At 64.7% G+C, this 20972-nt stretch carries 18 protein-coding genes and 1 tRNA gene; 12 read left to right on the forward strand and 7 right to left on the reverse strand.

Annotation, left to right across the window (positions count from 1 at the left end):
- Positions 1–30: 30 nt before the first annotated feature.
- Positions 31–1560 (forward strand): lysine--tRNA ligase, encoded by a 1530-nt coding sequence (gene lysS / locus ACSU1G_RS12995; protein WP_439280371.1) that lies wholly within the window; start codon positions 31–33, stop codon positions 1558–1560.
- A gap of 17 nt (positions 1561–1577) precedes the next feature.
- Here the strand turns inward: lysS and ACSU1G_RS13000 are convergent, their stop codons facing one another.
- The gene (locus ACSU1G_RS13000; protein ID WP_439280372.1) at positions 1578–2702 is read right to left on the reverse strand and encodes a DUF4192 family protein; all 1125 of its coding nucleotides are present in this window, start codon (positions 2700–2702) and stop codon (positions 1578–1580) included.
- A gap of 118 nt (positions 2703–2820) precedes the next feature.
- On the opposite strand from ACSU1G_RS13000, the gene ACSU1G_RS13005 reads away from it, so the two are divergent.
- The 3 genes from ACSU1G_RS13005 to ACSU1G_RS13015 all read left to right on the forward strand — a co-directional run bounded on the left by ACSU1G_RS13005 (position 2821) and on the right by ACSU1G_RS13015 (position 5363).
- Complete coding sequence (locus ACSU1G_RS13005) at positions 2821–2994, forward strand: hypothetical protein (protein ID WP_439280373.1); 174 nt, start codon at positions 2821–2823, stop codon at positions 2992–2994.
- A gap of 98 nt (positions 2995–3092) precedes the next feature.
- Positions 3093–4553 carry a cardiolipin synthase gene (gene cls, locus ACSU1G_RS13010; RefSeq protein WP_439280374.1) on the forward strand — a complete coding sequence of 487 codons (1461 nt, stop codon included), beginning with the start codon at positions 3093–3095 and terminating at the stop codon, positions 4551–4553.
- A gap of 63 nt (positions 4554–4616) precedes the next feature.
- Entirely contained in the window at positions 4617–5363 is a 747-nt protein-coding gene (locus ACSU1G_RS13015) for a hypothetical protein (RefSeq protein ID WP_439280375.1), read from the forward strand.
- A gap of 3 nt (positions 5364–5366) precedes the next feature.
- Here ACSU1G_RS13015 and ACSU1G_RS13020 read toward each other — a convergent pair whose 3' ends face one another.
- Positions 5367–6365 (reverse strand): diacylglycerol/lipid kinase family protein, encoded by a 999-nt coding sequence (locus tag ACSU1G_RS13020; RefSeq protein ID WP_439280376.1) that lies wholly within the window; start codon positions 6363–6365, stop codon positions 5367–5369.
- Between the two features lie 58 nt (positions 6366–6423).
- Between ACSU1G_RS13020 and serS the strand changes: the two genes are divergently transcribed.
- From serS to ACSU1G_RS13040, 4 genes are all read left to right on the forward strand, one after another.
- Positions 6424–7743, forward strand: a complete 1320-nt coding sequence (gene serS / locus ACSU1G_RS13025; protein WP_439280377.1) for a serine--tRNA ligase — start codon at positions 6424–6426, stop codon at positions 7741–7743.
- Positions 7740–8570 carry an HAD family hydrolase gene (locus ACSU1G_RS13030; protein WP_439280378.1) on the forward strand — a complete coding sequence of 277 codons (831 nt, stop codon included), beginning with the start codon at positions 7740–7742 and terminating at the stop codon, positions 8568–8570. The genes serS and ACSU1G_RS13030 overlap by 4 nt, the downstream gene beginning before the upstream one ends.
- A 44-nt stretch (positions 8571–8614) precedes the next feature.
- A tRNA-Ser gene (locus ACSU1G_RS13035) sits at positions 8615–8699 on the forward strand.
- A 47-nt stretch (positions 8700–8746) separates the two neighbouring features.
- Positions 8747–9970, forward strand: a complete 1224-nt coding sequence (locus ACSU1G_RS13040) for an LCP family protein (protein ID WP_439280379.1) — start codon at positions 8747–8749, stop codon at positions 9968–9970.
- A gap of 5 nt (positions 9971–9975) precedes the next feature.
- Here ACSU1G_RS13040 and ACSU1G_RS13045 read toward each other — a convergent pair whose 3' ends face one another.
- The gene (locus ACSU1G_RS13045; protein WP_439280380.1) at positions 9976–10983 is read right to left on the reverse strand and encodes a LacI family DNA-binding transcriptional regulator; all 1008 of its coding nucleotides are present in this window, start codon (positions 10981–10983) and stop codon (positions 9976–9978) included.
- A 155-nt stretch (positions 10984–11138) separates the two neighbouring features.
- Between ACSU1G_RS13045 and ACSU1G_RS13050 the strand changes: the two genes are divergently transcribed.
- Genes ACSU1G_RS13050 through rhaS form a run of 4 tightly spaced genes read left to right on the forward strand, consistent with a single transcriptional unit; the run spans position 11139 to position 15841 of the window.
- Positions 11139–12668: a sugar ABC transporter ATP-binding protein gene (locus tag ACSU1G_RS13050; protein WP_439280381.1), complete on the forward strand. Its 1530-nt coding sequence runs from the start codon at positions 11139–11141 to the stop codon at positions 12666–12668.
- Positions 12665–13687, forward strand: coding sequence for an ABC transporter permease (locus ACSU1G_RS13055; RefSeq protein WP_439280382.1), 1023 nt, complete (start codon positions 12665–12667; stop codon positions 13685–13687). The genes ACSU1G_RS13050 and ACSU1G_RS13055 overlap by 4 nt, the downstream gene beginning before the upstream one ends.
- Complete coding sequence (locus ACSU1G_RS13060) at positions 13684–14736, forward strand: ABC transporter permease (protein WP_439280383.1); 1053 nt, start codon at positions 13684–13686, stop codon at positions 14734–14736. Before ACSU1G_RS13055 ends, ACSU1G_RS13060 begins: the two co-directional genes overlap by 4 nt.
- Positions 14737–14791: 55 nt before the next feature.
- A complete protein-coding gene (rhaS, locus tag ACSU1G_RS13065; RefSeq protein ID WP_439280384.1) occupies positions 14792–15841 on the forward strand; it encodes a rhamnose ABC transporter substrate-binding protein in 1050 nt (349 codons plus the stop codon).
- Positions 15842–15919: 78 nt separating this feature from the next.
- On the opposite strand, the gene ACSU1G_RS13070 is transcribed toward rhaS, so the two are convergent.
- Genes ACSU1G_RS13070 through ACSU1G_RS13085 form a run of 4 tightly spaced genes read right to left on the reverse strand, consistent with a single transcriptional unit; the run spans position 15920 to position 20905 of the window.
- Complete coding sequence (locus ACSU1G_RS13070; RefSeq protein ID WP_439280385.1) at positions 15920–17347, reverse strand: rhamnulokinase; 1428 nt, start codon at positions 17345–17347, stop codon at positions 15920–15922.
- Entirely contained in the window at positions 17344–19380 is a 2037-nt protein-coding gene (locus ACSU1G_RS13075; protein ID WP_439280386.1) for a bifunctional aldolase/short-chain dehydrogenase, read from the reverse strand. Before ACSU1G_RS13075 ends, ACSU1G_RS13070 begins: the two co-directional genes overlap by 4 nt.
- A 2-nt stretch (positions 19381–19382) precedes the next feature.
- Positions 19383–20546: an L-rhamnose isomerase gene (gene rhaI / locus ACSU1G_RS13080; protein WP_439280387.1), complete on the reverse strand. Its 1164-nt coding sequence runs from the start codon at positions 20544–20546 to the stop codon at positions 19383–19385.
- The gene (locus ACSU1G_RS13085) at positions 20543–20905 is read right to left on the reverse strand and encodes an L-rhamnose mutarotase (RefSeq protein WP_439280388.1); all 363 of its coding nucleotides are present in this window, start codon (positions 20903–20905) and stop codon (positions 20543–20545) included. Before ACSU1G_RS13085 ends, rhaI begins: the two co-directional genes overlap by 4 nt.
- Positions 20906–20972 lie beyond the last annotated feature (67 nt).

Here is a 20972-nt window from a genome sequence, read left to right on the forward strand (position 1 = left end):
TAAACTGGGGGAGACTTCCAAGGAGCCTCTATGACCACCGCGCCTGCCGCGCCCGCATCCACCCCTGACGACGCTGACGGCGAGGACGTTCACGAGCAAAAAGCCGTACGTCTCGCCAAGCGCGAGCGACTCATCGAGCAGCGTGCGAATGCCGCCGGTGGAGCATTCCCGGTCAGCGTGCCGGTGACGCATGCGATCCCGGCGCTGCGCGCTGAATACGGCGAGCTGGAGGCGGGCGCCGAGACCGGCGTCGTTGTTGGCGTTGCGGGCCGTGTGGTGTTCAGCCGCAATACCGGCAAGCTCTGCTTCGCGACGTTGCAGACCGGCGATGGCTCGCGCATCCAGGCCATGATCTCGCTCGCCGAGGTGGGCGAGGAATCGCTGGCGCGGTGGAAGGAGTTCGTCGACCTGGGCGACCACGTATTCGTGCGCGGCCAGGTGATCTCCAGCCGCCGTGGCGAGCTGTCGATCATGGCCACCGAGTGGGCGATCGCTTCGAAGGCGATCCTGCCGCTGCCGAATGCGTACGGCGACCTCAGCGAGGAGAGCCGGGTGCGCAGTCGCTACCTCGACCTCATCCTCCGCGAGCAGGCGCGCCACACAGTACGTGCCCGTGCTGCGGTGAACGCCAGCCTGCGTGCGACTTTCTCATCGCACGAGTACCTCGAAGTCGAGACGCCCATGCTGCAGGTGCAGCATGGTGGAGCATCCGCTCGTCCGTTCGTCACGCACTCCAACGCCTTCGACACCGAGCTGTATCTGCGCATCGCGCCGGAGCTGTACCTGAAGCGCGCCGTCGTCGGCGGCATCGAGCGGGTGTACGAGATCAACCGCAACTTCCGTAACGAGGGGGCCGACTCCACGCACAGCCCGGAGTTCGCGATGCTTGAGGCGTACCAGGCCTATGGCGATTACAACCAGATGGCCGAGCTCACGCAGGAGCTCGTGCAGCAGGCTGCGATCGCCGTCACCGGTTCAACTACGGTGACGTGGGCCGACGGCACTGAATACGACCTCGGCGGCGAGTGGGATCGCGTCTCGATGTATGAGTCGCTGTCGGCAGCTGCCGGACGCACCTTCACGACAGAAGACTCGGTCGAAGACCTCACTGCTTTCGCCGAGCAGAATGGTGTCGGCATCCCGGCACAGGCCACGCACGGCAAGCTCATCGAAGAACTGTGGGAGCACTTCGTCAAGGGTGACTTGACGCGCCCCACGTTCGTGATGGACTTCCCGGTCGATACTTCACCGCTGGTGCGCGAACACCGCTCGATCGACGGTGTCGTGGAGAAGTGGGACCTGTACATCCGCGGATTCGAGCTGGCCACCGGATACTCCGAGCTCGTCGACCCCGTCATCCAGCGTGAACGCTTCGTGGAGCAGGCGAAGCTCGCAGCCCGAGGTGATGTCGAGGCGATGCCCGTCGATGAAGAGTTCCTGCGTGCTCTCGAGCACGGCATGCCGCCGTCGGGTGGCATGGGCATGGGAATCGACCGTCTGCTCATGGCGATCACCGGTCTCGGTATCCGCGAGACGATTCTCTTCCCGCTGGTGAAGTAGCGCGCCACATTTGACGCTCATCCGTCGACGTTGTCACCGCGACGAAACGTCCACTCCGGCAGTATGGCCGCGTCGATCATGCTGCTGATCAAGGATGCGAGAGAGTAGCAGGGGTCGATCTCGGCGACCATTCGCAGGTAGTGCGCGGCGTGCGTGGAACGGCCAAGCGCCCAGGACAGCCAGGCCGCCGCGGTCAGCGGCGCGGGTCTGGATGCACGGGGTGCGCGCACGGCGACGTTGCGCGCGATCGTCAAGGCGACGGCGAGTCGGTCGGCGTCCGGACTCGGTCCACGCCCGAGGAACACCTGGCCCACATCGTCTGACACGCCTGCGCCATATTCGGCGTAGGCGAGTTGTGCGTTCAGTGCGCGTACACCGGTCGGCAGGTCTGTCGCCCACTGCAGGAGCGCGACGTCGCGGTAGCGCGGGCGGTCCAGACACCAGAGCAGCGCTGCGGTCTCGAACGGCGGCATGTTCTCCGGAGACTCCAGCAGGTCTTCGAAGAACAGCGGCAGGTCGTCGAGCAGCATCGAGGCGGCGATGGCCTGAGGGTTCTCGCGTGCGCCGGTGAGGCCGAGGTGCTCGTGCGCCAGCACGTCTGACAGGTCGCGCAGTGCGCGACCCACGCGCTCTTTCTCGGCAAGACCGACGACGGGCAGCGCCGCGCCGGCATCCTGATCACCCGAGACATCGCCGATTTCCGGAACCGTCGGGGGAACGGGAATCTCTGCAGACGGGCGCAGGACTGGGTCGTCATGCAGATAGCTCGACCATCCCTCCGGGGTGACGCAGAGCGCGTCGACCACGTGGAGCCCGAGGTCGACGGCCAGATCGAGCAGGTCATCGACGACGATGGTCGACGGCAACACGATGCCGTCCGGGGTGTGTAACGGATGCTCGTCGGTGTACACCACCACGGCGACAGCATCCGTTCCGGTGACTCGCGAGACCAAGCCGATCGCCGTGTCGACGTACTCGTCGAGGTCGACGTCATCTCGAGGAAGATCGATGCGCATCGCACCGTGGGCGCGCGAGCGTTGAAAGGGCAGCAGCACGATGCTCTGCCTCGGTGTGAACCCGGCGAGGCTCGGGACGATGCCGAGAAACTCGGCGGAATCAGTAGCACGAAGGACTGTGTTCATGACGCGAGTGTGGCGGAAAAGCCAGGCCGGAAACGGGTACTCACAGGGTGGGCTGTCCACATCCATCGGTGCAGAACGAGTCGGCTGTTCCAGAGGAATGACCGCGTACGATAGACACATGGACAACTTCTGGGTCGCCGCGGTATGGGCACTTCTGCCGACCCTCGGAGTCAGCTTCGTTTTCTTCTTTGTGCTGCGCGGCATCATTCACTCCGATCGCACTGAGCGCAAGGCTCACGCACAGATCGAAGCGGAAGAACGCCTCGCACGCGGCCTCCCGCCCCGCGTCTGACGACCTGCGCCTGACCGCACTGTCCGCGCTACCGACTACTCTGAAGCCAGACGCCGATTTCGGCGAGTTCTGCTTGGTGCTTGCCGGGGGTGATGCGCGTGTGGCAATGGTCATGGCCATGGTGGGTTCTTGCGGTCGCCGCCGTCATTGACATCACCATCCGTGTGATGGCGATCATCGTGATCCCGCGCAACCGGCGCCCGACCGCAGCGATGGCCTGGTTGCTCGCGGTGTTTTTCATCCCCTACGTGGGCGTGATCCTCTTCCTGGTCATCGGCAATCCACGACTGCCGCGTGCGCGCCGTCGTAAGCAAGATCAGATCAACGCGTACATCGCCGAGACCAGCCATCAACTGCACTTCGGGACACTGCGCCCGAACGCACCGGAGTGGTTCGCCCCCCTGGTGACGATGAACCAGGCTCTCGGAGCGCTGCCGATCTCCGGCGACAACGGGGCGCACCTGATCAGCGACTATCAGGAGTCGTTGGACGCGATGGCGGAATCGATCCGCACCGCAAACGACTACGTGCATGTGGAGTTCTACATCCTGCAGTCGGATGACGCGACCGACAACTTCTTCTGTGCGCTTGAAGAGGTGGCCGCTCGCGGCGTTGAAGTGCGCGTGCTTCTTGATCACTGGGCCAACCGTTGGAAACCGCGATATCGCAAGACGATCAAGCGACTGACCGCGATGGGCGCAGACTGGCATCTGATGCTGCCCATGCAGCCGTTGAAGGGTCGGATGCAGCGGCCAGACCTGCGAAACCACCGCAAGCTTCTCGTCGTTGACGGCAACGTCGGATATCTCGGATCCCAGAACGTCACCGATTCGACATACAACCTGCCCAAAAATATCAAGCGTGGACTGCACTGGGTAGATCTCATGGCCCGCGTCGACGGTCCGATCGTGCTCAGCCTCAACGCGATTTTTCTCAGCGACTGGTATAGCGAGACCGACGAGATACTCAGTGAGATCGACATCGCGCACGCCCAGACCGGCAGCGGAGATCTGGATTGTCAGATCGTCCCGTCCGGCCCCGGCTTCGAGGTCGAGAACAATCTGCGACTCTTCCTTGCGCTGCTCTATGCGGCACGCGAGAAGGTCATGATCGTGAGTCCGTACTTCGTGCCCGACGGTGCGCTGTTGCTCGCCGTCAGCGCAGCGTGCGACCGCGGTGTTGCGGTGGAACTGTTCGTCTCCGAAGAAGGCGATCAAGCCATGGTCTACCACGCGCAACGCAGCTACTACGAGGCACTCTTGCGCGCCGGCGTGCGGATCTGGATGTACCGCAAACCGTACATTCTGCACACCAAGACACTCACAATCGACGACGAGATCGCAGTGATCGGCTCGAGCAACATGGACATGCGCTCGTTCGGTCTCAACCTCGAGATCTCGATGCTCGTGCGCGGCGAGGAGTTCGTGGCGGAGATGCGCGAGATCGAAGACACGTACCGCTCACTGAGCCGCGAACTCACGCTGGAGGAATGGATGCAGCAGCCGCTGCGTTCCACCGTGCTCGACAACCTCGCTCGACTCACCTCGGCGCTGCAATAACGAATCGGCGGAACTTCGACAGGAATCCTTACGTGCATGCACGTCGAGAGATACCCTGAGCGCATGACCTCCTCGTTGCGTCTCGCTATGTCTGCGGCGGCCGTGCTCGCTACCGCTCTGCTGGTTGTCGGTTGCTCATCCTCGCCGGGATCATCGACGCCGACGAGCGACGCGACACCGGATGATTCCGGGTCGTCCACGACGCCGGTGACTGATGATGACATCGAGGCGGCCTGGCTTGACAATGGACGACTGTTCGCCATCGTGACCTGGGGATCTTCGACGTGCGTTCCGGTCGTCGACGAGGTCACCGCGAACGGGCAGACCGTCACGGTCGCTCTTGCCGACGCGCCCAGTGCAGACGGTGCGGAGACGGCGTGCACAGCAGATTTGGCACCTCGCGCCAGCATCGGTGGCGTTCCTGAGGGCGTGGATCCGACCAAGGACGTAGAGTTCGTCGTCACGGTGGATGGTGTCACCGACGACGCCGAACTTGATGGGAACGCCGCACTCACCGGAACGCCGGGAAGTGAGACGGACTACGCGCCGAGCGCCGGCTGGTTCGACGATGAGGGCGTCGTGCTGCTCACCTGGGGCTCGTCGACATGCCCTCCGATCGTGGAGAACCTCGAGGAACAGCCGGGCGGTGCGACGGTGACGTTCAAGACCGAAGACAGGCAGTGCACGATGGACATGGCGCCTCGGGCGACCATGCTCGGATTCAGCGACGACATCGATGACGACGGCGACTTCATCCTGACTCTCGTCGGCGACAACCTCGACGGCGCAGTCACAGTGATGAAGGGCTGATCCTCAGAGCGAATCGACCGGGTGCCCCTCTGGCAGCGCCAGCAGGAGAGCCCCGGGGTCGACGCGGCAACGTATGCGCACGGCGATCCCGAACGCGTCACCGTCGAGTTCGATGGGTGTCGGATCGACGGCGGCGGCCTCGATCGTCAGTCCGCGCAGATAGCGCACTGAGGCATCCTTCCCACGCCGCTGGAGCACCAGACGCCCGGCACGGAACCTGCGCAGCACGGAGTTGTCCCACCAGATTTTGCGCCACACGCCCAGCCAGCCGAGGGGACCGGTCGGCTGGATGATCGCGATGTCCAGCTCGCCGTCGGTGACGGATGCAGACGGGATGAGCGAGATTCCGGCCGGCAGTGTGCCGCAGTTCGCGAACAGCACGCTGTGCACCTTCGTGGAATGCAGTCGTGAATCGTCGAGCTGGTACACGACGCGGAACGGCTTGGCGTTCGGAAGTGAGCGCGCCGCGCCATCCACGTAGGCCACCCAGCCGACAGATTTCTTCAGATCTGGGCGAGTGTTCGCGATCATGTCGGCATCCAGCCCGATGCCGGCAAGGACGACGAACGCATGCTCGCCGGTCTCTCCGTTCGCTCGGGTGAGCTCAGCCCAGCCGATGTCGATCGGATGCCGGAACTCGCCCAGCGCCGCACGGATCATTGCTTTCGGATCCAGGAGCGGCAGTCCGAGGTTGCGGGCGAGCAGATTCCCGGTGCCGCTCGGCAGGATCGCCAGTGGTACACCGGTGCCGGCCATTGCCTCCGCGACTGCGCGTACGGTGCCGTCTCCACCAGCGACGAGCACGACATCGACTCCGCGCTCGAGCGCCTCTCGTGTGATCGACTGCCCGGCGTCCGCAACCGTCGTCGGATAAAAGGCGGGGTGGTCCCAGCCCGCTTCCTTCGATAGATCGCGCATTACCCCGCGCAGATGCTTCTCGTCGACCTTGATGGGGTTGTAAACGAGAGCGGCCTGGCGGTGGCGCGAGGTGCTCTTCCTCATGGCGATCACTCTACGGCCCGCATCCGCCCGCGTGGGTCTCGCCAACTAGACTTGGAGCATGATTGACCTCGCTCTTCTCCGCGACCAGCCTGACCTCGTTCGCCGCTCGCAGGCGGCCCGTGGCAACGACGAAGCCACCGTCGATGCCGCGATCGAGGCTGACCGATCGCGCCGTGTGGCGCTCACTGCTTTCGAAGATCTGCGCGCAGAGCAGAACGCATTCGGCAAGCAGGTCGCCAAGGCACCCAAAGACGAGAAGGCGGCCCTGGTCGCCCAGGTGAAAGAACTCGCCGAGCGTGTCAAGCAGGCGCAGCAGACGGCGAACGAGGCAGCGGATGCCGCGGCATCCGCTCTCGCACGTATCGAGAACGTCGTGATCGATGGGGTGCCGGCCGGCGGCGAGAAGAACTTCGTCGAACTGCGCCGCGTCGGCGAGGCGCCGGCCTTTGATTTCGAGCCCCGTGACCATTTGGAGATCGGCGAGATACTCGGCGCGATCGACATGGAGCGCGGAGCGAAGGTCTCGGGAGCGCGGTTCTACTTTCTGCGCGGCATCGGCGCTCGCCTTGAGATCGCACTCATGAACCTGGCGCTCGACAAGGCGCTGCAGAACGACTTCGTGCCCATGATCACCCCGACGCTGGTGCGTCCGGAGATCATGCAGGGCACCGGCTTCCTTGGCGAGCACGCTGATGAGGTCTACCACCTCGACAAAGACGATGACCTGTATCTCGTCGGCACGAGCGAGGTCGCGCTCGCCGGATACCACAAGGACGAGATCGTCGACCTCTCCGAAGGTGCGCTGCGCTATGCCGGCTGGTCCACCTGCTACCGCCGTGAGGCAGGGTCGTACGGCAAGGACACCCGAGGCATCATTCGAGTGCACCAGTTCAACAAGCTGGAAATGTTCGTCTACACGAACGCTGAGGATGCCGAGGCAGAGCACCTGCGTCTCGTCGCCCTGCAGGAGGAGATGCTGACCGCGCTCGGCCTTTCGTACCGCGTGATCGACGTCGCTGCCGGCGACCTCGGATCGAGCGCTGCTCGTAAGTACGACATTGAGGCGTGGGTGCCGACGCAGGGTGCGTTCCGCGAGTTGACGTCGACCTCGAACTGCACCACGTTCCAGGCTCGCCGACTGGACGTGCGGCATCGTCCGGAAGCGGTGGACGGGGCTCCGGCCAAGACGCAGCACGTCGCCACACTGAACGGCACGCTGGCGACCACGCGCTGGATCGTCGCTCTGCTCGAAACTCATCAGCAGGCAGATGGCTCGGTGCTCGTCCCAGAGGTGCTACGGCCTTACCTGGGCGGCCTTGCCGTGCTGGAGCCGGCCCAGCGACAGGCCCAGGGGTCGAAGATTCAGGGATCGAAGTGACCGCCCGCTGGCTCGTCGGCCTCGATGTCGACGGCACGATCATCCTGCAGGACGAGACCATGAGCCCCGGAGTGCCGGAGGCAGTCGCGCGCGTGCGGGATGCGGGGCACGTGGTGACAATCGCTACTGGACGCAGTTGGATGGCCACCGAACGCTGGGTGGATGCGCTCGAAATCACTCCGGAGTTCGTCGTCTGCTCGAACGGCGCCGTCACCATGCGACGCGTCGCGGACGGCTGGGATCGCTGGCACGTCGAGGTTTTTGACCCGCGAGTCGTGCTTTCGCTGCTCACCGATCGGCTGCCGGAAGCGCACTACATGGTGGAGCTCGAATCCGGTCAGCGGCTGTTCACCGGCGAGATGGATGATTGGACCCTTGACGGGGGCAGACAAGTGACGCTTGAGGAGCTGGGCGCTCAGCCGGTTTCTCGTGTCGTCGTGGTCTCTCCCGGTCATGACGAGGAAGACTTCCACGAACTCGTGGCGGATGCCGGACTCAATGAGGTCTCGTACGCGATCGGCTGGACTGCCTGGCTGGATATCGCACCGCAGGGTGTCGACAAGGGCACCGCGCTCGCGCGGGTTCACACCGAACTCGGCATCAACGGCGCACAGGTCTTCGTCGCGGGCGACGGACGCAACGATATTGGCATGTTCGGCTGGTCGCTCGGCATCGGTGGTCGTGCGGTGGCGATGGGGCAGGCCCCCACTGAGGTCAAGGATGCCGCGGGTGAGGTTACCGCAGACGTCGCCGAGGGTGGTCTTGCGCGTGCCCTGGATACTCTGTTGATTCACCCAGGGGCTCCTCAGGTCGAGGCTGGAGAATGAAACCGGTTAGACTCGACCACTGATCGATAGATTCGTCCGTCGATGGAGGGCTGTCCGAGCGGCCGATGGAGCTGGTCTTGAAAACCAGTGGGCAGAAATGTCTCGTGGGTTCGAATCCCACGCCCTCCGCAGAGAACTGGCTGCGGTACCCCCACAGTCAGAGTGAAAGGCATTGAGTGAGCGAGAAGATCCGTCGCCGCAAGACCGTGGCACGCCACGGTCAGTTACGGTCTCCGGGCCCGATCAGCCAGCTCTTGAAGATCTTGGGTGTGGGACTGGCGGTTGTGCTGGTCAGCGGGTTGAGTATCGGTGCCTTCGTCGTTGCCGACCTCAGCAACACCGTCAGCGCGAATGCGGTGGAGCTCGAAGGCCAGGAAGCTGCTCCGCCGAACATCAGCGAGTTTGAGGGCGGATTCGACCTTCTGCTGGTTGGCACAGATACCTGCGAGGAAGCGTACGCGGAGCTGTTCGGTGACCGCTGCTCTGGCGCGGATTCCGAGGGCAACCTCAACGACGTCAACATCCTGCTGCACGTCTCAGAAGAGCCACGACGCATCACCGCGGTGAGTTTCCCGCGCGACCTTATGCTTCCGATCCCGTCGTGCACGCGTGAGGACGGCAGCGAGACCTCAGCGATGAGCAAGCAGCCACTCAACAGTGCGTACACGTACGGCGGCCTGAACTGCGTCGCGAAGACGATCTCCAACCTCACCGGTCAGGACATCGAGTTTGCGGCATCCGTCACCTTCGGTGGTGTGATCGAGATCACCAACTCCATTGGTGGCGTTGATGTGTGCCTTGCGAGCCCGATCAAGGATTACCACACGGGTCTTGATATGCAAGCAGGCATCCACACGGTCTCTGGGCTGGAAGCGCTGCAGTTCCTGCGGACTCGGCACGGTGTCGGCGACGGCAGCGACCTTGGTCGCATCGGCAACCAGCAGCAGTACATGTCGAGCCTTGCCCGCAAGCTCATCAGCGGTGAGGTGCTCGGTAACGTTCCGACGATGCTCCGCCTGGCGAACACGGCGTTGAGCAACCTTGAAGCGAGCACGACACTGACGAACCCGATGACGATCGTGCAGGTCGCGCTCGCGGTGAAGAACGTGCCGTTTGAGGACATCGTGTTCCTGCAGTACCCGACATTCGGCGACTCGGCTGATCCGAATAAGGTGGTTGCGGACTCCGCCTCCGCGGAGCTGATGTGGGATGCCATCAACGCGAACCAGCAGCTGCAGATCACGCACGTGAACTCTGAGAATGAGGGAGTGATCGTGGAGGAGTCAGGCGTTCCGGTAGATGAGACGGCGACGCCGGATCCGACCGTCTTCGCACTCCCTGACAGCATCAAGGGCAACTCCGCGGCTCAGGAGACCTGCTCCAACGGTAACGTTCGCTAGGTAGCTCAGCCGGTCGTCGACCGGCGAATGACGAGTTCCGGCGGAAACACGGTCTGGCGAGGAATGCTCGCAGGATCGTCGGCCTCCTCCAAGAGGATTCGCAACGCCGTGCGGCCGATCATCCGGCTGGGCTGACGAATAGACGACAGCGGCACCGCAGCGGCCGCTGCGAACGGAATGTCGTCGAAGCCGATGATCGCGATCTCGTTCGGCACCAGGAGTTGGCCTCCAGAGACGAGCGATTGCAGCAGCCCGAGAGCGAGCAGGTCGTTCGCGGCGAACAGGGCATCCGGCCATTCCCGGCGAGGGCGGGCGAGGATGCGGGCGCCGGCGGCGACACCCTCCTCCACGGTCATCGCCGATGTGGCGATGACCTCCAGGTCGACCCGTACGGAGGCGTTTTCTGCGGCGGCCCTTGCTCCGGCGAGGCGGTCATTGACCTGTCGGATGTCGAAGGGCCCACCCACGAATGCGACGCGGCGCCGGCCGACATTGATGAGATGTTCTACAGCCAGGCGGCCGCCGGCGACGCTGTCGACAGAGACCGAGGAGAAGTTCCCGTCGCCGCTGAAACGATCGACGAGGACGGTGGCGATGCCGCTGGCGCGAAACCGGCGCAGTCGCGTCATGACGTCGCCGTATGGCGCAATCAGGAGCCCCCGCACCTGCTGCTCCTGGAACAGGTCGAGGTAGACCTTCTCGCGTGATGGGTCTTCGTCGGTGTTGCCGTAAAGGATCGCGATGCCGTGACTCGTGGCTTCATCTTCCGCACCGCGCACGACGTCGTTGTAGAACGGATTCTGGCCGTCGAGGACGACGAAGCCGACGGTCGTACTGATGCCTGCGCGCAGCTTCCTGGCGGCGTCATTGCGCACATAGCCGAGCTGTTCGATCGCCAAACTGACGCGCTGGACCGAGTCGGCCGAGACTTCTTCGGGGCGATTGAGGACGTTGGAGACCGTGCCAACGGAGACGCCGGCGCGCTGGGCGACATCACGGATACTCACCGCCACGGCCGTCACCTCTCTTCGTCGATCCGATCACGATTCGCTTACCTGGGGTTGACCTCCAGGTGGTATTTCATACACTAGCTTGAACCTACATGAATCGATTCATGTAGATTCAACCTTGGATCAATTCGATCCACCTCAACGGAGAGGACGCGCCAGTGGCCGTCGAAGACGACAATCGCAGCTCGCCGAGCGTGGCGCTGGAGCTGCATCGCGTCGTGAAGTCTTTCGGGCCGGTTGTCGCACTGCGCTCGGGCAGCCTGACGTTGCACTCGCAGTCGATCCACGCGCTCATCGGCGAAAATGGCGCCGGCAAATCGACGCTCGTGAAGATCATGGCCGGGCTGTATCGGCGTGACTCAGGGGAATTCCGACTGCACGATGAGCCGGTCGACTTCTCCAGCACGGCACAGTCCAAGGCTGCGGGTATCGCGGTCATCTACCAGGAGCCGACGCTGTTTCCTGACCTCTCGGTCACCGAGAACATCTTCATGGGGCGTCAGCCGACGAACGGCATCGGGCGTATCGATCGCAAGGCGATGCGGCAGGAGGTCGAGCAGATCTTCCAGCGACTGGGCGTAGCGCTTGACCCTGACCGGATCACCGAGGGGCTGTCGATCGCCGACCAGCAGATCATCGAGATCGCGAAGGCGATCTCGCTCGATGCCAGCGTCCTCGTCATGGACGAGCCGACCGCGGCTCTCAGTGGGGTCGAAGTCGACCGGCTCTTCGCCGTCGCGCGAAGCCTGCGGGACGAGGGTCGCGCCGTACTGTTCATCTCGCACCGCTTCGATGAGGTGTTCGCGCTCTGCGACACCGTCACCGTCATGCGCGACGGCGCGTACATCAGCACGACGCCAATCGCGGACACCACGGTGGATGAGCTGGTGCGTCAGATGGTCGGCCGCGACGTCACGGAACTCTTCCCCAAACAAACTGTCCCGATCGGCGAACCGCTGCTCGAGGTGGCGGGCCTCACGAGTCCAGGCGTCTTTCACGACATCTCGTTCGTCGTGCGTGCAGGCGAGATCGTCGCCCTCGCCGGGCTTGTCGGCGCCGGACGCAGTGAGGTCGTCCGCGCGATCTTCGGCGTCGACCCATATCGGGAGGGCGAAGTGCGGATGCTGGGCACAGCGGTGCCGCGACGGAGCCCGACCGATGCCATGCGTGCCGGTCTCGCGCTGGTCCCCGAGGACCGGCGTAAGCAGGGGCTCGTGATCGAATCCAGCGTGGGCAGCAACATCACCATGGCGATCCGCAGCCAGCTCGCAAAGTTCGGGCTGATCACCACCGGCATCGAGAACCGGGCTGCGAGGGAGTGGGCGAGTCGTCTTGAGGTCAAGACTCACGCGCTGGACACGATCGCTTCGACGCTCTCCGGTGGCAATCAGCAGAAGGTGGTCCTCGCGAAGTGGTTGGCCACGAATCCGCGCGTGCTCATCATCGATGAACCGACGCGTGGCATCGACGTCGGCACCAAGGCCGAGGTGCACCGCCTGCTCTCACAGCTCGCCGGAGAGGGGATGGGCATCCTCATGATCTCCTCCGAGCTCCCGGAGGTGCTGGGGATGGCCGACCGCGTGCTGGTCATGCGGGAGGGACGCATCACCGCCGAGATCGCCCGCGCCGAGGCGACCAGTGAAAACGTCATGTTCGCCGCGACACACTCAACGGAGCTGCACTCGTGACCACCACCTCGATCTCGCGCACGGGACTCGGCAAGACTCTCGGCGGTGTCGGGAGGGCGCGCGAGTTCGGCATCCTCATCGCGCTCGCCCTCGTTGTCATCGCCGCGACGGTGAAGAACCCGAACTTCCTGTTCAGTGCGGATGGATGGCGCGACCTGCTGCTCACACCGTCGATCCTCGTTCTGGTCGCGGTCGGCCAGGCGATTGTCATCATCACCCGAAACGTCGACCTGTCGGTCGGATCGGTGATGGGCCTGACCGCCTACCTCACTGGGCGCCTCTTCATCGACATCCCCGGCATCCCGATCATTCTTGTGGTGCTCGCTGCCGTCGTCTTCGGTGGGCTGCTCGGCCTCGTCAACGGAGCGCTGGTCGCCTTTGCGAAGGTCCCTGCGATGGTGATCACACTGGGCACCCTTTATGCCTATCGCGGCATAAACGTGCTCTGGGCCGGTAGCAGCCGGGTCAACGCCTCGGATATGCCCAAGGACTTTCTCGCGTTGGGCACCGCGCAGGTGATTGGTATTCCGGTGCTGGCGATCGTCGCACTGATCGTTCTGGCCGCTGCTGCCTGGTACATGCGCAACACTCGCGGTGGCCGCGAGTATTACGCGATCGGTTCGGATCCTGCTGCGGCAGAGCTGTACGGACTCAAAGTCACCCGTCGCCTGCTCTCCGCATTCGCGCTGTCTGGTGCCCTCGCAGGTCTCGCTGGAGTGTTCTACGCGGCCCGCTACGGTTCGGTGAGCTCGCAGGCTGGCGCCGGATGGGAACTGGATGCGGTGGGTGCGGCAGTCATCGGTGGAATCGCGATCATGGGCGGTGTCGGCTCTGTCTGGGGTGCGGCGATCGGAGCCATGCTGCTGATGACCATCAATCGGGCACTGCCCATCCTCGGCATCCCGGATTTCTGGCAGCGGGCCGTCGTGGGTGCGCTCATCATCGGTGCCATCGTGCTCGACCGGGTGCTCGCCGTGCGGCAGAAACAGCGGCTCATCGAGGCGAGGGACGAATCATGACCACGACATCCACCACCTCCACGCTCCGCGTCATCCAGGATCACGATCGCTCGCTCTGGCGTCGACTTCTCCTCACCCGCGAAGTCGCGATCATTGCGCTTCTCGTCCTCGTCGTCCTCGTCGCATCCACCACGGTGAAGGGGTTTGCGCAGCCGATCACGGTGAACTATCTGCTGCTCGACGTCGCACCGATCCTGCTCATCGCGCTGCCGATGGCGCTGATCATGGTGACCGGGGAGATCGACCTGTCGGTGGGCAGCATGGTTGGCCTCTCGAGCGTCGTGACCGGTGTGCTCACGCACGCCGGAGCGCCCTTCGAGGTCGCAGCTCTCGCCGCACTCACCGTCGGCGTCATCGGCGGAGCAGTCAACGGATTCCTCGTCACTGTTGTCGGCCTGCCATCGCTCGCCGTCACGATCGGCACGCTCGCGCTGTTTCGGGGGCTCGCTGTCGGTCTGCTCGGCACCACGGCCGTCACCGACTTCCCTGAGCAGTGGACAGCGCTGGCCAAGGCGAAGATCGCCGGGACCACCATCCCGTACATCACCATTCCATTCTTGATTCTGCTGGTGATTTTCGTCGTGCTGCTGCACTTCACGCCGTTCGGTCGAGGGATCTTCGCAATTGGTCTGTCGAAGGATGCCGCCCGGTTCTCCGGTATAAACGTCGAACGCACGAAGTTCATTTTGTTCGTGCTTGCCGGTATCGTCTCCGCGTTCGCCGGAATCTTCTTCACGCTTCGGTTCGGCAGCGCGCGTGGCGACAACGCCACGGGTCTGGAACTCCAGGTCATCGCGGCGGTCGTCCTCGGCGGGGTATCGGTGTTCGGCGGGCGGGGCCAGCTGCATGGCGTCGTCGCTGCGGTTCTGCTGATCGGGGTGCTTTCCAGTGCGCTGCGCCTCGCCAACGTCACCTCCGATGTCATCAACATCATCACCGGCGGCCTGCTCGTTGCCTCCGTGGTCGCAGCCAGTCTTCTCAGCTGGATGCAGCGACTGCGTGCCAAGGCGGGTCCACCGACTCGGTTCGCCGTCCCCTCGATCAGCTGAGGGTGCTTCTCGCCGCCGGCATCCGTCTGTGGCAGTCTCAACGAAAGGAAGAACAATGAAGTTTCCACGCAAGCACGTCGCTGCGTTCGCGGCTGTCGCCGTCGCCGCGGCGCTGGCTCTGACCGGCTGTGCCGACACGAGTGGCGGAACAGGCGGCGATGGCGGCGGTGGCGGGGCTGAGGGTGGCTCCGACAATCTCGCGATCACGTTCCTGCCGAAGAACCTCGGCAACCCGTACTTCGACACCTCCAGCAAGGGTGGCAAGGCTGCGGTGGAAGAGCTCGGTGGAACGTTCGCCGAGGTGGGGCCGGCGGAAGCCACCCCGGACGCACAGGTGAGTTACATCAACACCGCCACGCAGCAGGGCATCGGTGCTCTCGTTGTCTCAGCCAACGATCCGCAGGCGATCTGCGATGCGCTGAACGAGGCACGGGATTCTGGGATCAAGGTCGTGACCTTCGACTCTGACACCAACCCCGAGTGCCGTGACCTGTTCGTCAACCAGGCCGATGCCGAGGGGATCGCGAAGGTTCAGATCGATCTGATCGCCGATCAAATCGGCGGCGCCGGTGAGATCGCCGTACTGTCCGCTTCTGCAAACGCGACGAACCAGAATGCGTGGATCGAGCTGATGGAGGCGTACCTCGCCAGCGATTACCCCGACATCACGCTCGTCGAGACGGTCTACGGTGACGACGACGACCAGACCTCGTTCGACAAGACCGCGGCTCTGCTGCAGACGCACCCGGACCTGAAGGGCATCGTTTCGCCCACCACGGTCGGCATCGCGGCTGCTGCGCGTTACTTGTCCACTTCGGACTACAAGGGCGCGGTCGCGCTGACCGGTCTCGGCACACCGAACCAGATGCGCGAGTACGTCGAGGACGGCACCGTCACCGCGTTCGCGCTGTGGAATCCGGAGGAGCTCGGCTACCTGTCGGCGTTCGCCGCTGCCGCCCTCATCGAGGGGGACATCACCGGCGCCGAGGGTGACACCTTCGACGCGGGCGACCTCGGTGAGTACACCGTCGGGGCAGACGGCGTCGTGCTGCTCGGCGACCCGTACGAGTTCAACGCGGAAAACATCGCCGACTTCGACTTCTGAGTCGGCGGCTGGACGCCCCTGCTGCTTACGCGGCAGGGGCGTCTTGCTGCGTGTGGGAGATGCCCGGGTGTGGAGGTGTCAGTGGTTGCAGTCTCGACGCGGGTCGAACCGCAGCGGAGGGTGGGTGCGGGCGACAAGCGAGCGCAGGTCCTCGATTGTCGCGGAGGCCGCGCCCAGAGCACGAGCCTGCACGAGCACGTTGCCCAGCGCGGTCGCCTCGACGGGACCTGCCAGCACAGGAATTCCCGAACGATCGGCAGTGGCCTGACAGAGGAGCCGATTGAGTGAGCCACCGCCGACAAGGTGGATGCTGTCGATGATCCGTCCCGACAGTTCCGCCGCCGTCTGCACCGCATCCGCGAAAGCCTCCGCGATCGACTCCACGATCATGCGCGCGAACGCTGCCCGTTCCTCGGGGACGGGTGCTCCTTGGCCCCGCAGCACAGCGGCGATGCGAGCGGGCATGTCACCCGGGGTGCTGAGCGAGGGATCATTCGCGTCGAACAACGGGATGTCCCCGGTCACAGCGGATGCCGCAGCCAGGAGGTCCGGCAGATCGATCGCCGCGGCGTCCTCGGCTTCCCACGCGCGCACGGTCTCGCTCAAAAGCCAGAGCCCAGTGACGTTGTGCAGGAAGCGGTAGCGGCTGTCGACGCCGAGCTCGTGCGTGAAGTTGGCCTCACGTGCGGCATCCGTCAGCACCGGCTCGTGAAGTTCCACGCCGACCAGGCCCCAGGTGCCACAGGAGATGTACGCCGCGTTCGGCGACGAGAGCGGGACCGCGACGACAGCGGATGCGGTGTCGTGTGAGCCGACTGCGATTACCGGGAGTTCACGGCCGATGCGCTCCGCGATCTCGGGACGCAGCACGCCGATCACTGTGCCGGGGTCGACGAGATCGGGGAGGACCGCGGCGGGAATGCCCAGACGCTCAGCCAGCTCGGTGTCCCATTCACCGCTGCGAACACCGAGGAGCCCGGTCGTGGACGCGTTCGTCCGCTCGGCAACGCGGGCGCCGGTGAGAAGGTGCGCCAGGAGATCCGGGATGAGCAGAGCGGTGTCAGCATCCGCGAGTCGCGCATCGACGCGGTATTGGTAAAGCGTGTTGAACGGCAGGAATTGCAAGCCGTTACGGGCGTACAGCTCGTCGAACGGGACGATCTCGTGCACCTCGGCGACGCCGCGCTCGGTGCGCTCATCGCGGTAGTGGAACGGCTGAGCAAGCAGTTCGTCGTCCCGAAGCAGGCCGTAGTCGACTGCCCACGAGTCGATGCCGATGCTCTCGATTGCAGGTTCGCGGCGCACAGCTTCGGCGAGCCCTTCAAGGACGTGTTCGTAGAGCGCGTCGAAGTCCCAGTGCAGGCCATCCGGTCCCTCGACAGGGCCGTTCGGGAACCGGGAGACGAGTTCGAGCTCGAGGGTGCCAGGGCCGACGCGCCCGATCATCACTCGCCCGCTGGTCGCCCCGAGATCGACGGCCGCGACCGCGCGGATTCCTCCTGTCATCGCAGGAACGCCGCCGCGACGCCGGAGTCGACCGGAATGTGCAGGCCCGTCGTGCGAGTCAGTTCCGGGCCGGTGAGCACGTACACGGCATCCGCGACGTTCTCCGGAACGACCTCGCGCTTGAGGATGGTGCGGTTCGCGTAGTACTGGCCGAGGTCCTCTTCGGCGACGCCGTAGGTCGCGGCGCGGTTCGCGCCCCAGCCGGAGGCGAAGATGCCGGAGCCGCGGACGACGCCGTCGGGGTTGATGCCGTTGACGCGGATGCCATGCTCGCCGAGTTCGACGGCCAGCAGCCGCACCTGGTGCGCCTGGTCGGCCTTGGTCGCGGAGTACGCGATGTTATTCGGGCCGGCGAAGACGGAGTTCTTCGACGAGATGTAGATGATGTCGCCGCCGAGCTTCTGGTCGATGAGCACGCGCGCCGCGGCCTTCGAGACGAGGAACGAGCCCTTCGCCATGACGTCGTGCTGCAGGTCCCAGTCCTTCTCGGTGGTCTCCAGCAGCGGCTTCGAGAGCGAAAGGCCGGCGTTGTTTACGACGAGGTCCACGCCGCCGAAGGCGAGGACAGCATCGTTGAGAGCGGCCTGCACGGCATCGCCATCCGCGACGTTGGCGGCCACGCCGATCGCGACATCCGTGTTTCCGAGCTCGGCGGCCGCAGCCTGCGCTTTCTCCAGATCGAGATCAGCGACGACGACGCACGCGCCCTCCGCTGCGAGCCGGGTGGCGATGGCCTTGCCGATGCCGGATGCGGCGCCGGTCACGAACGCGATGCGGCCCTGGTGGGACTTCGGCTTCGGCATCCGCTGCAGCTTGGCCTCCTCCAGCGCCCAGTACTCGATGTTGAACTTCTCGGCATCCGAGATGGGGGAGTAGGTGGAGAGCGACTCGGCGCCGCGCATGACGTTGATCGCGTTGACGTAGAACTCGCCGGCAACGCGCGCGGTCTGCTTGTTCGCGCCGTAGGAGAACATGCCGACACCGGGGATCAGAACGATGAGCGGGTCAGCGCCGCGGATCGCGGGCGACTCGGCGGTCGCGTGCGCGTCGTAGTACGCCTGGTAGTCCGCACGGTACTCGGTGTGCAGCTCGTGCAGGCGAGCGAGCTGGTCTTCGACGGATGCCGTGGCCGGCAGATCGAGGATGAGCGGCTTCACCTTGGTGCGCAGGAAGTGGTCGGGGCAGCTGGTTCCGAGCGCGGCCAGCGCGGGCGCGTTCTCGGATGCCAGGAAGTCAAGCACCACGTCAGCGTCGGTGAAGTGTCCGACCATGGGCTTGTCCGTGGAGGCGATGCCGCGGATCGTGCCGGCGAGGGCAGCGGCGCGCTCGCGGCGCTCGGCCGGGGCCAGCGCCTCGAAACCGGCGCGCACACCGCCGAAGGGCTGGGCCTTTGCGTTCGCCGCGATGTAATCCGCTGCGGTGTTGATGATCCACAGCGAGTTGGCTTCGGCCTCTTCGGAGGTGTCGCCCCACGCGGTGATGCCGTGCCCGCCGAGGATGCACCCGATCGCCAGCGGGTGGGCTTCCTTGATCGCGGCGATGTCGAGGCCGAGCTGGAAACCGGGACGGCGCCACGGCACCCAGACGACCTTCTCACCGAAGATGGTCGGGGTCAGCGCCTCACCATCCGCGGCTGTCGCGATCGCGATGCCGGAGTCGGGGTGCAGGTGGTCGACGTGCGCAGCATCCACCAGGCCGTGCATCGCGGTGTCGATCGAGGGGGCAGCGCCGCCCTTGCCGTGCAGGCAGTAGTCGAACGCGGCGACCATCTCATCTTCACGTTCGATGCCCGGGTACACGTCGACGAGTGCGCGGAAGCGGTCGAGGCGCAGCACCGCGAGGCCCTGTTCCTTCAGCGTGCCGAGGTCGCCGCCGGAGCCCTTGACCCACAGCAGCTCAACCGGCTGTCCCGTCACGGGGTCGGTTTCGGTGCCCTTGGCCGAGGTGTTGCCGCCGGCATAGTTCGTGTTCTTCGGGTCTGCGCCGAGGCGGTTGCTGCGCGCGATGAGCGCGGCTGCGGTGGGGTTGGTCATGATCATGCCCCCCAGCCAGCCTGGGTGCCGCCGACGCGATCGGCGGCGATCTTCTCCTGGTAACCGGATGCCGCGTACGCGGCCATCGGGTCGCCGGCGAGGCCGCGGGACTCACGCCACTCGGCGAGGGCCGGGCGGACATCCTTGTAGAACGCGTCCATGAAGACAGCGTTCGCAGCCAGTACGTCACCGCTCTTCTGCGCGACGGCCAGCGCCGCACGGTCGACGAGCAGCGCGCGCGCCGTCATCTCCTGGACGTTGAGCACGGAGCGGATCTGGCCGGGGATCTTTTCCTCGACGTTGTGGCACTGGTCGAGCATGAAGGCCACGTCGGGGTTGTTCAGACCGCCGCCGCGAACGACCTCGAAGAGGATCCGGAACAGCTGGAACGGGTCGGCCGCGCCCACGATGAGGTCATCGTCGGCGTAGAAGCGCGAGTTGAAGTCGAACGAGCCGAGCTTGCCGAGGCGCAGCAGTTGCATGACGATGAACTCGATGTTGGTGCCGGGGGCGTGGTGGCCGGTGTCCAGGCACACGAGCGCCTTGTCGCCGAGGGCGGATACCTGCGCGTACGAGGTACCCCAGTCCGGAACGTCCATGTGGTAAAAAGCCGGCTCGAAGAATTTGTACTCCAGCACCATGCGCTGGTCGTCGCCGAGGCGTGCGTAGATCTGCTGCAGCGACTCCTGTAGGCGGTCCTGGCGTCCGCGCATGTCGGCCTGGCCGGGGTAGTTCGAGCCCTCACCGAGCCAGATCTTCAGGTCACGGCTGCCCGTGGCATCCATCACATCGATGCAGTCGAAGTGATGGTCGATCGCCTTCTGGCGGATCGCCGCATCCTCGTGCGTGAGTGCACCGAACTTGTAGTCGTCGTCCTGGAAGGTGTTCGAGTTGACCGTGCCGAGGGATACGCCGTGCTCTTCCGCGTGCGTGCGCAGGTCGCCGAAGTCGCTCATGTCCCACGGGATGTGCAGTGCCACGACGGGGGCGAGCGCGGTGTATTTGTGCACCTGTGCGGCATCCGCGATCTTCTCGAACGGGTCGCGCGGCGTGCCGGGCGTGCCATATACCTTGAACCGGGTGCCCGAGTTGCCGAACGCCCAGCTGGGCAGCTCGATCGACTGCTTTTCGAGTTCGGCGAGGATGTCAGGGGTGAGGATGCTCATGATCGATCGCTTTCTGCGGATGTGGTGACGGCGGAGAGCTGCTCCGCCAGGTTGAAGACTTCGGTGAGGGCGCTGGCGGCCTGGTCGGGACGACCCTCGAGTCCGATGAAGAACCGCGCCATCTCGGCTTCCCAGCGAGTGGCGATATCGGATGCCGAGAGATACGCCTGCGCGGCCGCGTCATCGTCGGTCTCGTAGTAGCCGATGAGAGCGCCGCCGTCGCCCAAGAAGAGCGAGTAGTTGCGGCGGCCCGCGGCCTCGATCTCGGCGAGCATCTCCGGCCGTACTGGAGAATGGCGTTCCAGATACTCGTCCAGGAGGTCGGGGCGGACCTGTAGGTGGAAGCAATGGCGCGTCATCGTGTCATGGTTCTTTCGAATAGCTCTCAAATGGCGAATGAATCGTTTCATTGTATGCCCATTCGAC

Source organism: Microbacterium sp. A93 (assembly GCF_051842835.1).

Bases quoted from the DNA above. Each gene is read 5' to 3' on its own strand.
- ACSU1G_RS13060 (WP_439280383.1), top strand. From the start codon at position 13,684: ATGACCACGACATCCACCACCTCCACGCTCCGCGTCATCCAGGATCAC.
- rhaI (WP_439280387.1), bottom strand. From the start codon at position 20,546: ATGAGCATCCTCACCCCTGACATCCTCGCCGAACTCGAAAAGCAGTCG.
- rhaS (WP_439280384.1), top strand. From the start codon at position 14,792: ATGAAGTTTCCACGCAAGCACGTCGCTGCGTTCGCGGCTGTCGCCGTC.
- ACSU1G_RS13075 (WP_439280386.1), bottom strand. From the start codon at position 19,380: ATGACCAACCCCACCGCAGCCGCGCTCATCGCGCGCAGCAACCGCCTC.
- ACSU1G_RS13085 (WP_439280388.1), bottom strand. From the start codon at position 20,905: ATGACGCGCCATTGCTTCCACCTACAGGTCCGCCCCGACCTCCTGGAC.
- ACSU1G_RS13070 (WP_439280385.1), bottom strand. From the start codon at position 17,347: ATGACAGGAGGAATCCGCGCGGTCGCGGCCGTCGATCTCGGGGCGACC.
- ACSU1G_RS13020 (WP_439280376.1), bottom strand. From the start codon at position 6,365: ATGAGGAAGAGCACCTCGCGCCACCGCCAGGCCGCTCTCGTTTACAAC.
- serS (WP_439280377.1), top strand. From the start codon at position 6,424: ATGATTGACCTCGCTCTTCTCCGCGACCAGCCTGACCTCGTTCGCCGC.
- ACSU1G_RS13005 (WP_439280373.1), top strand. From the start codon at position 2,821: ATGGACAACTTCTGGGTCGCCGCGGTATGGGCACTTCTGCCGACCCTC.
- lysS (WP_439280371.1), top strand. From the start codon at position 31: ATGACCACCGCGCCTGCCGCGCCCGCATCCACCCCTGACGACGCTGAC.
- ACSU1G_RS13015 (WP_439280375.1), top strand. From the start codon at position 4,617: ATGACCTCCTCGTTGCGTCTCGCTATGTCTGCGGCGGCCGTGCTCGCT.
- ACSU1G_RS13000 (WP_439280372.1), bottom strand. From the start codon at position 2,702: ATGAACACAGTCCTTCGTGCTACTGATTCCGCCGAGTTTCTCGGCATC.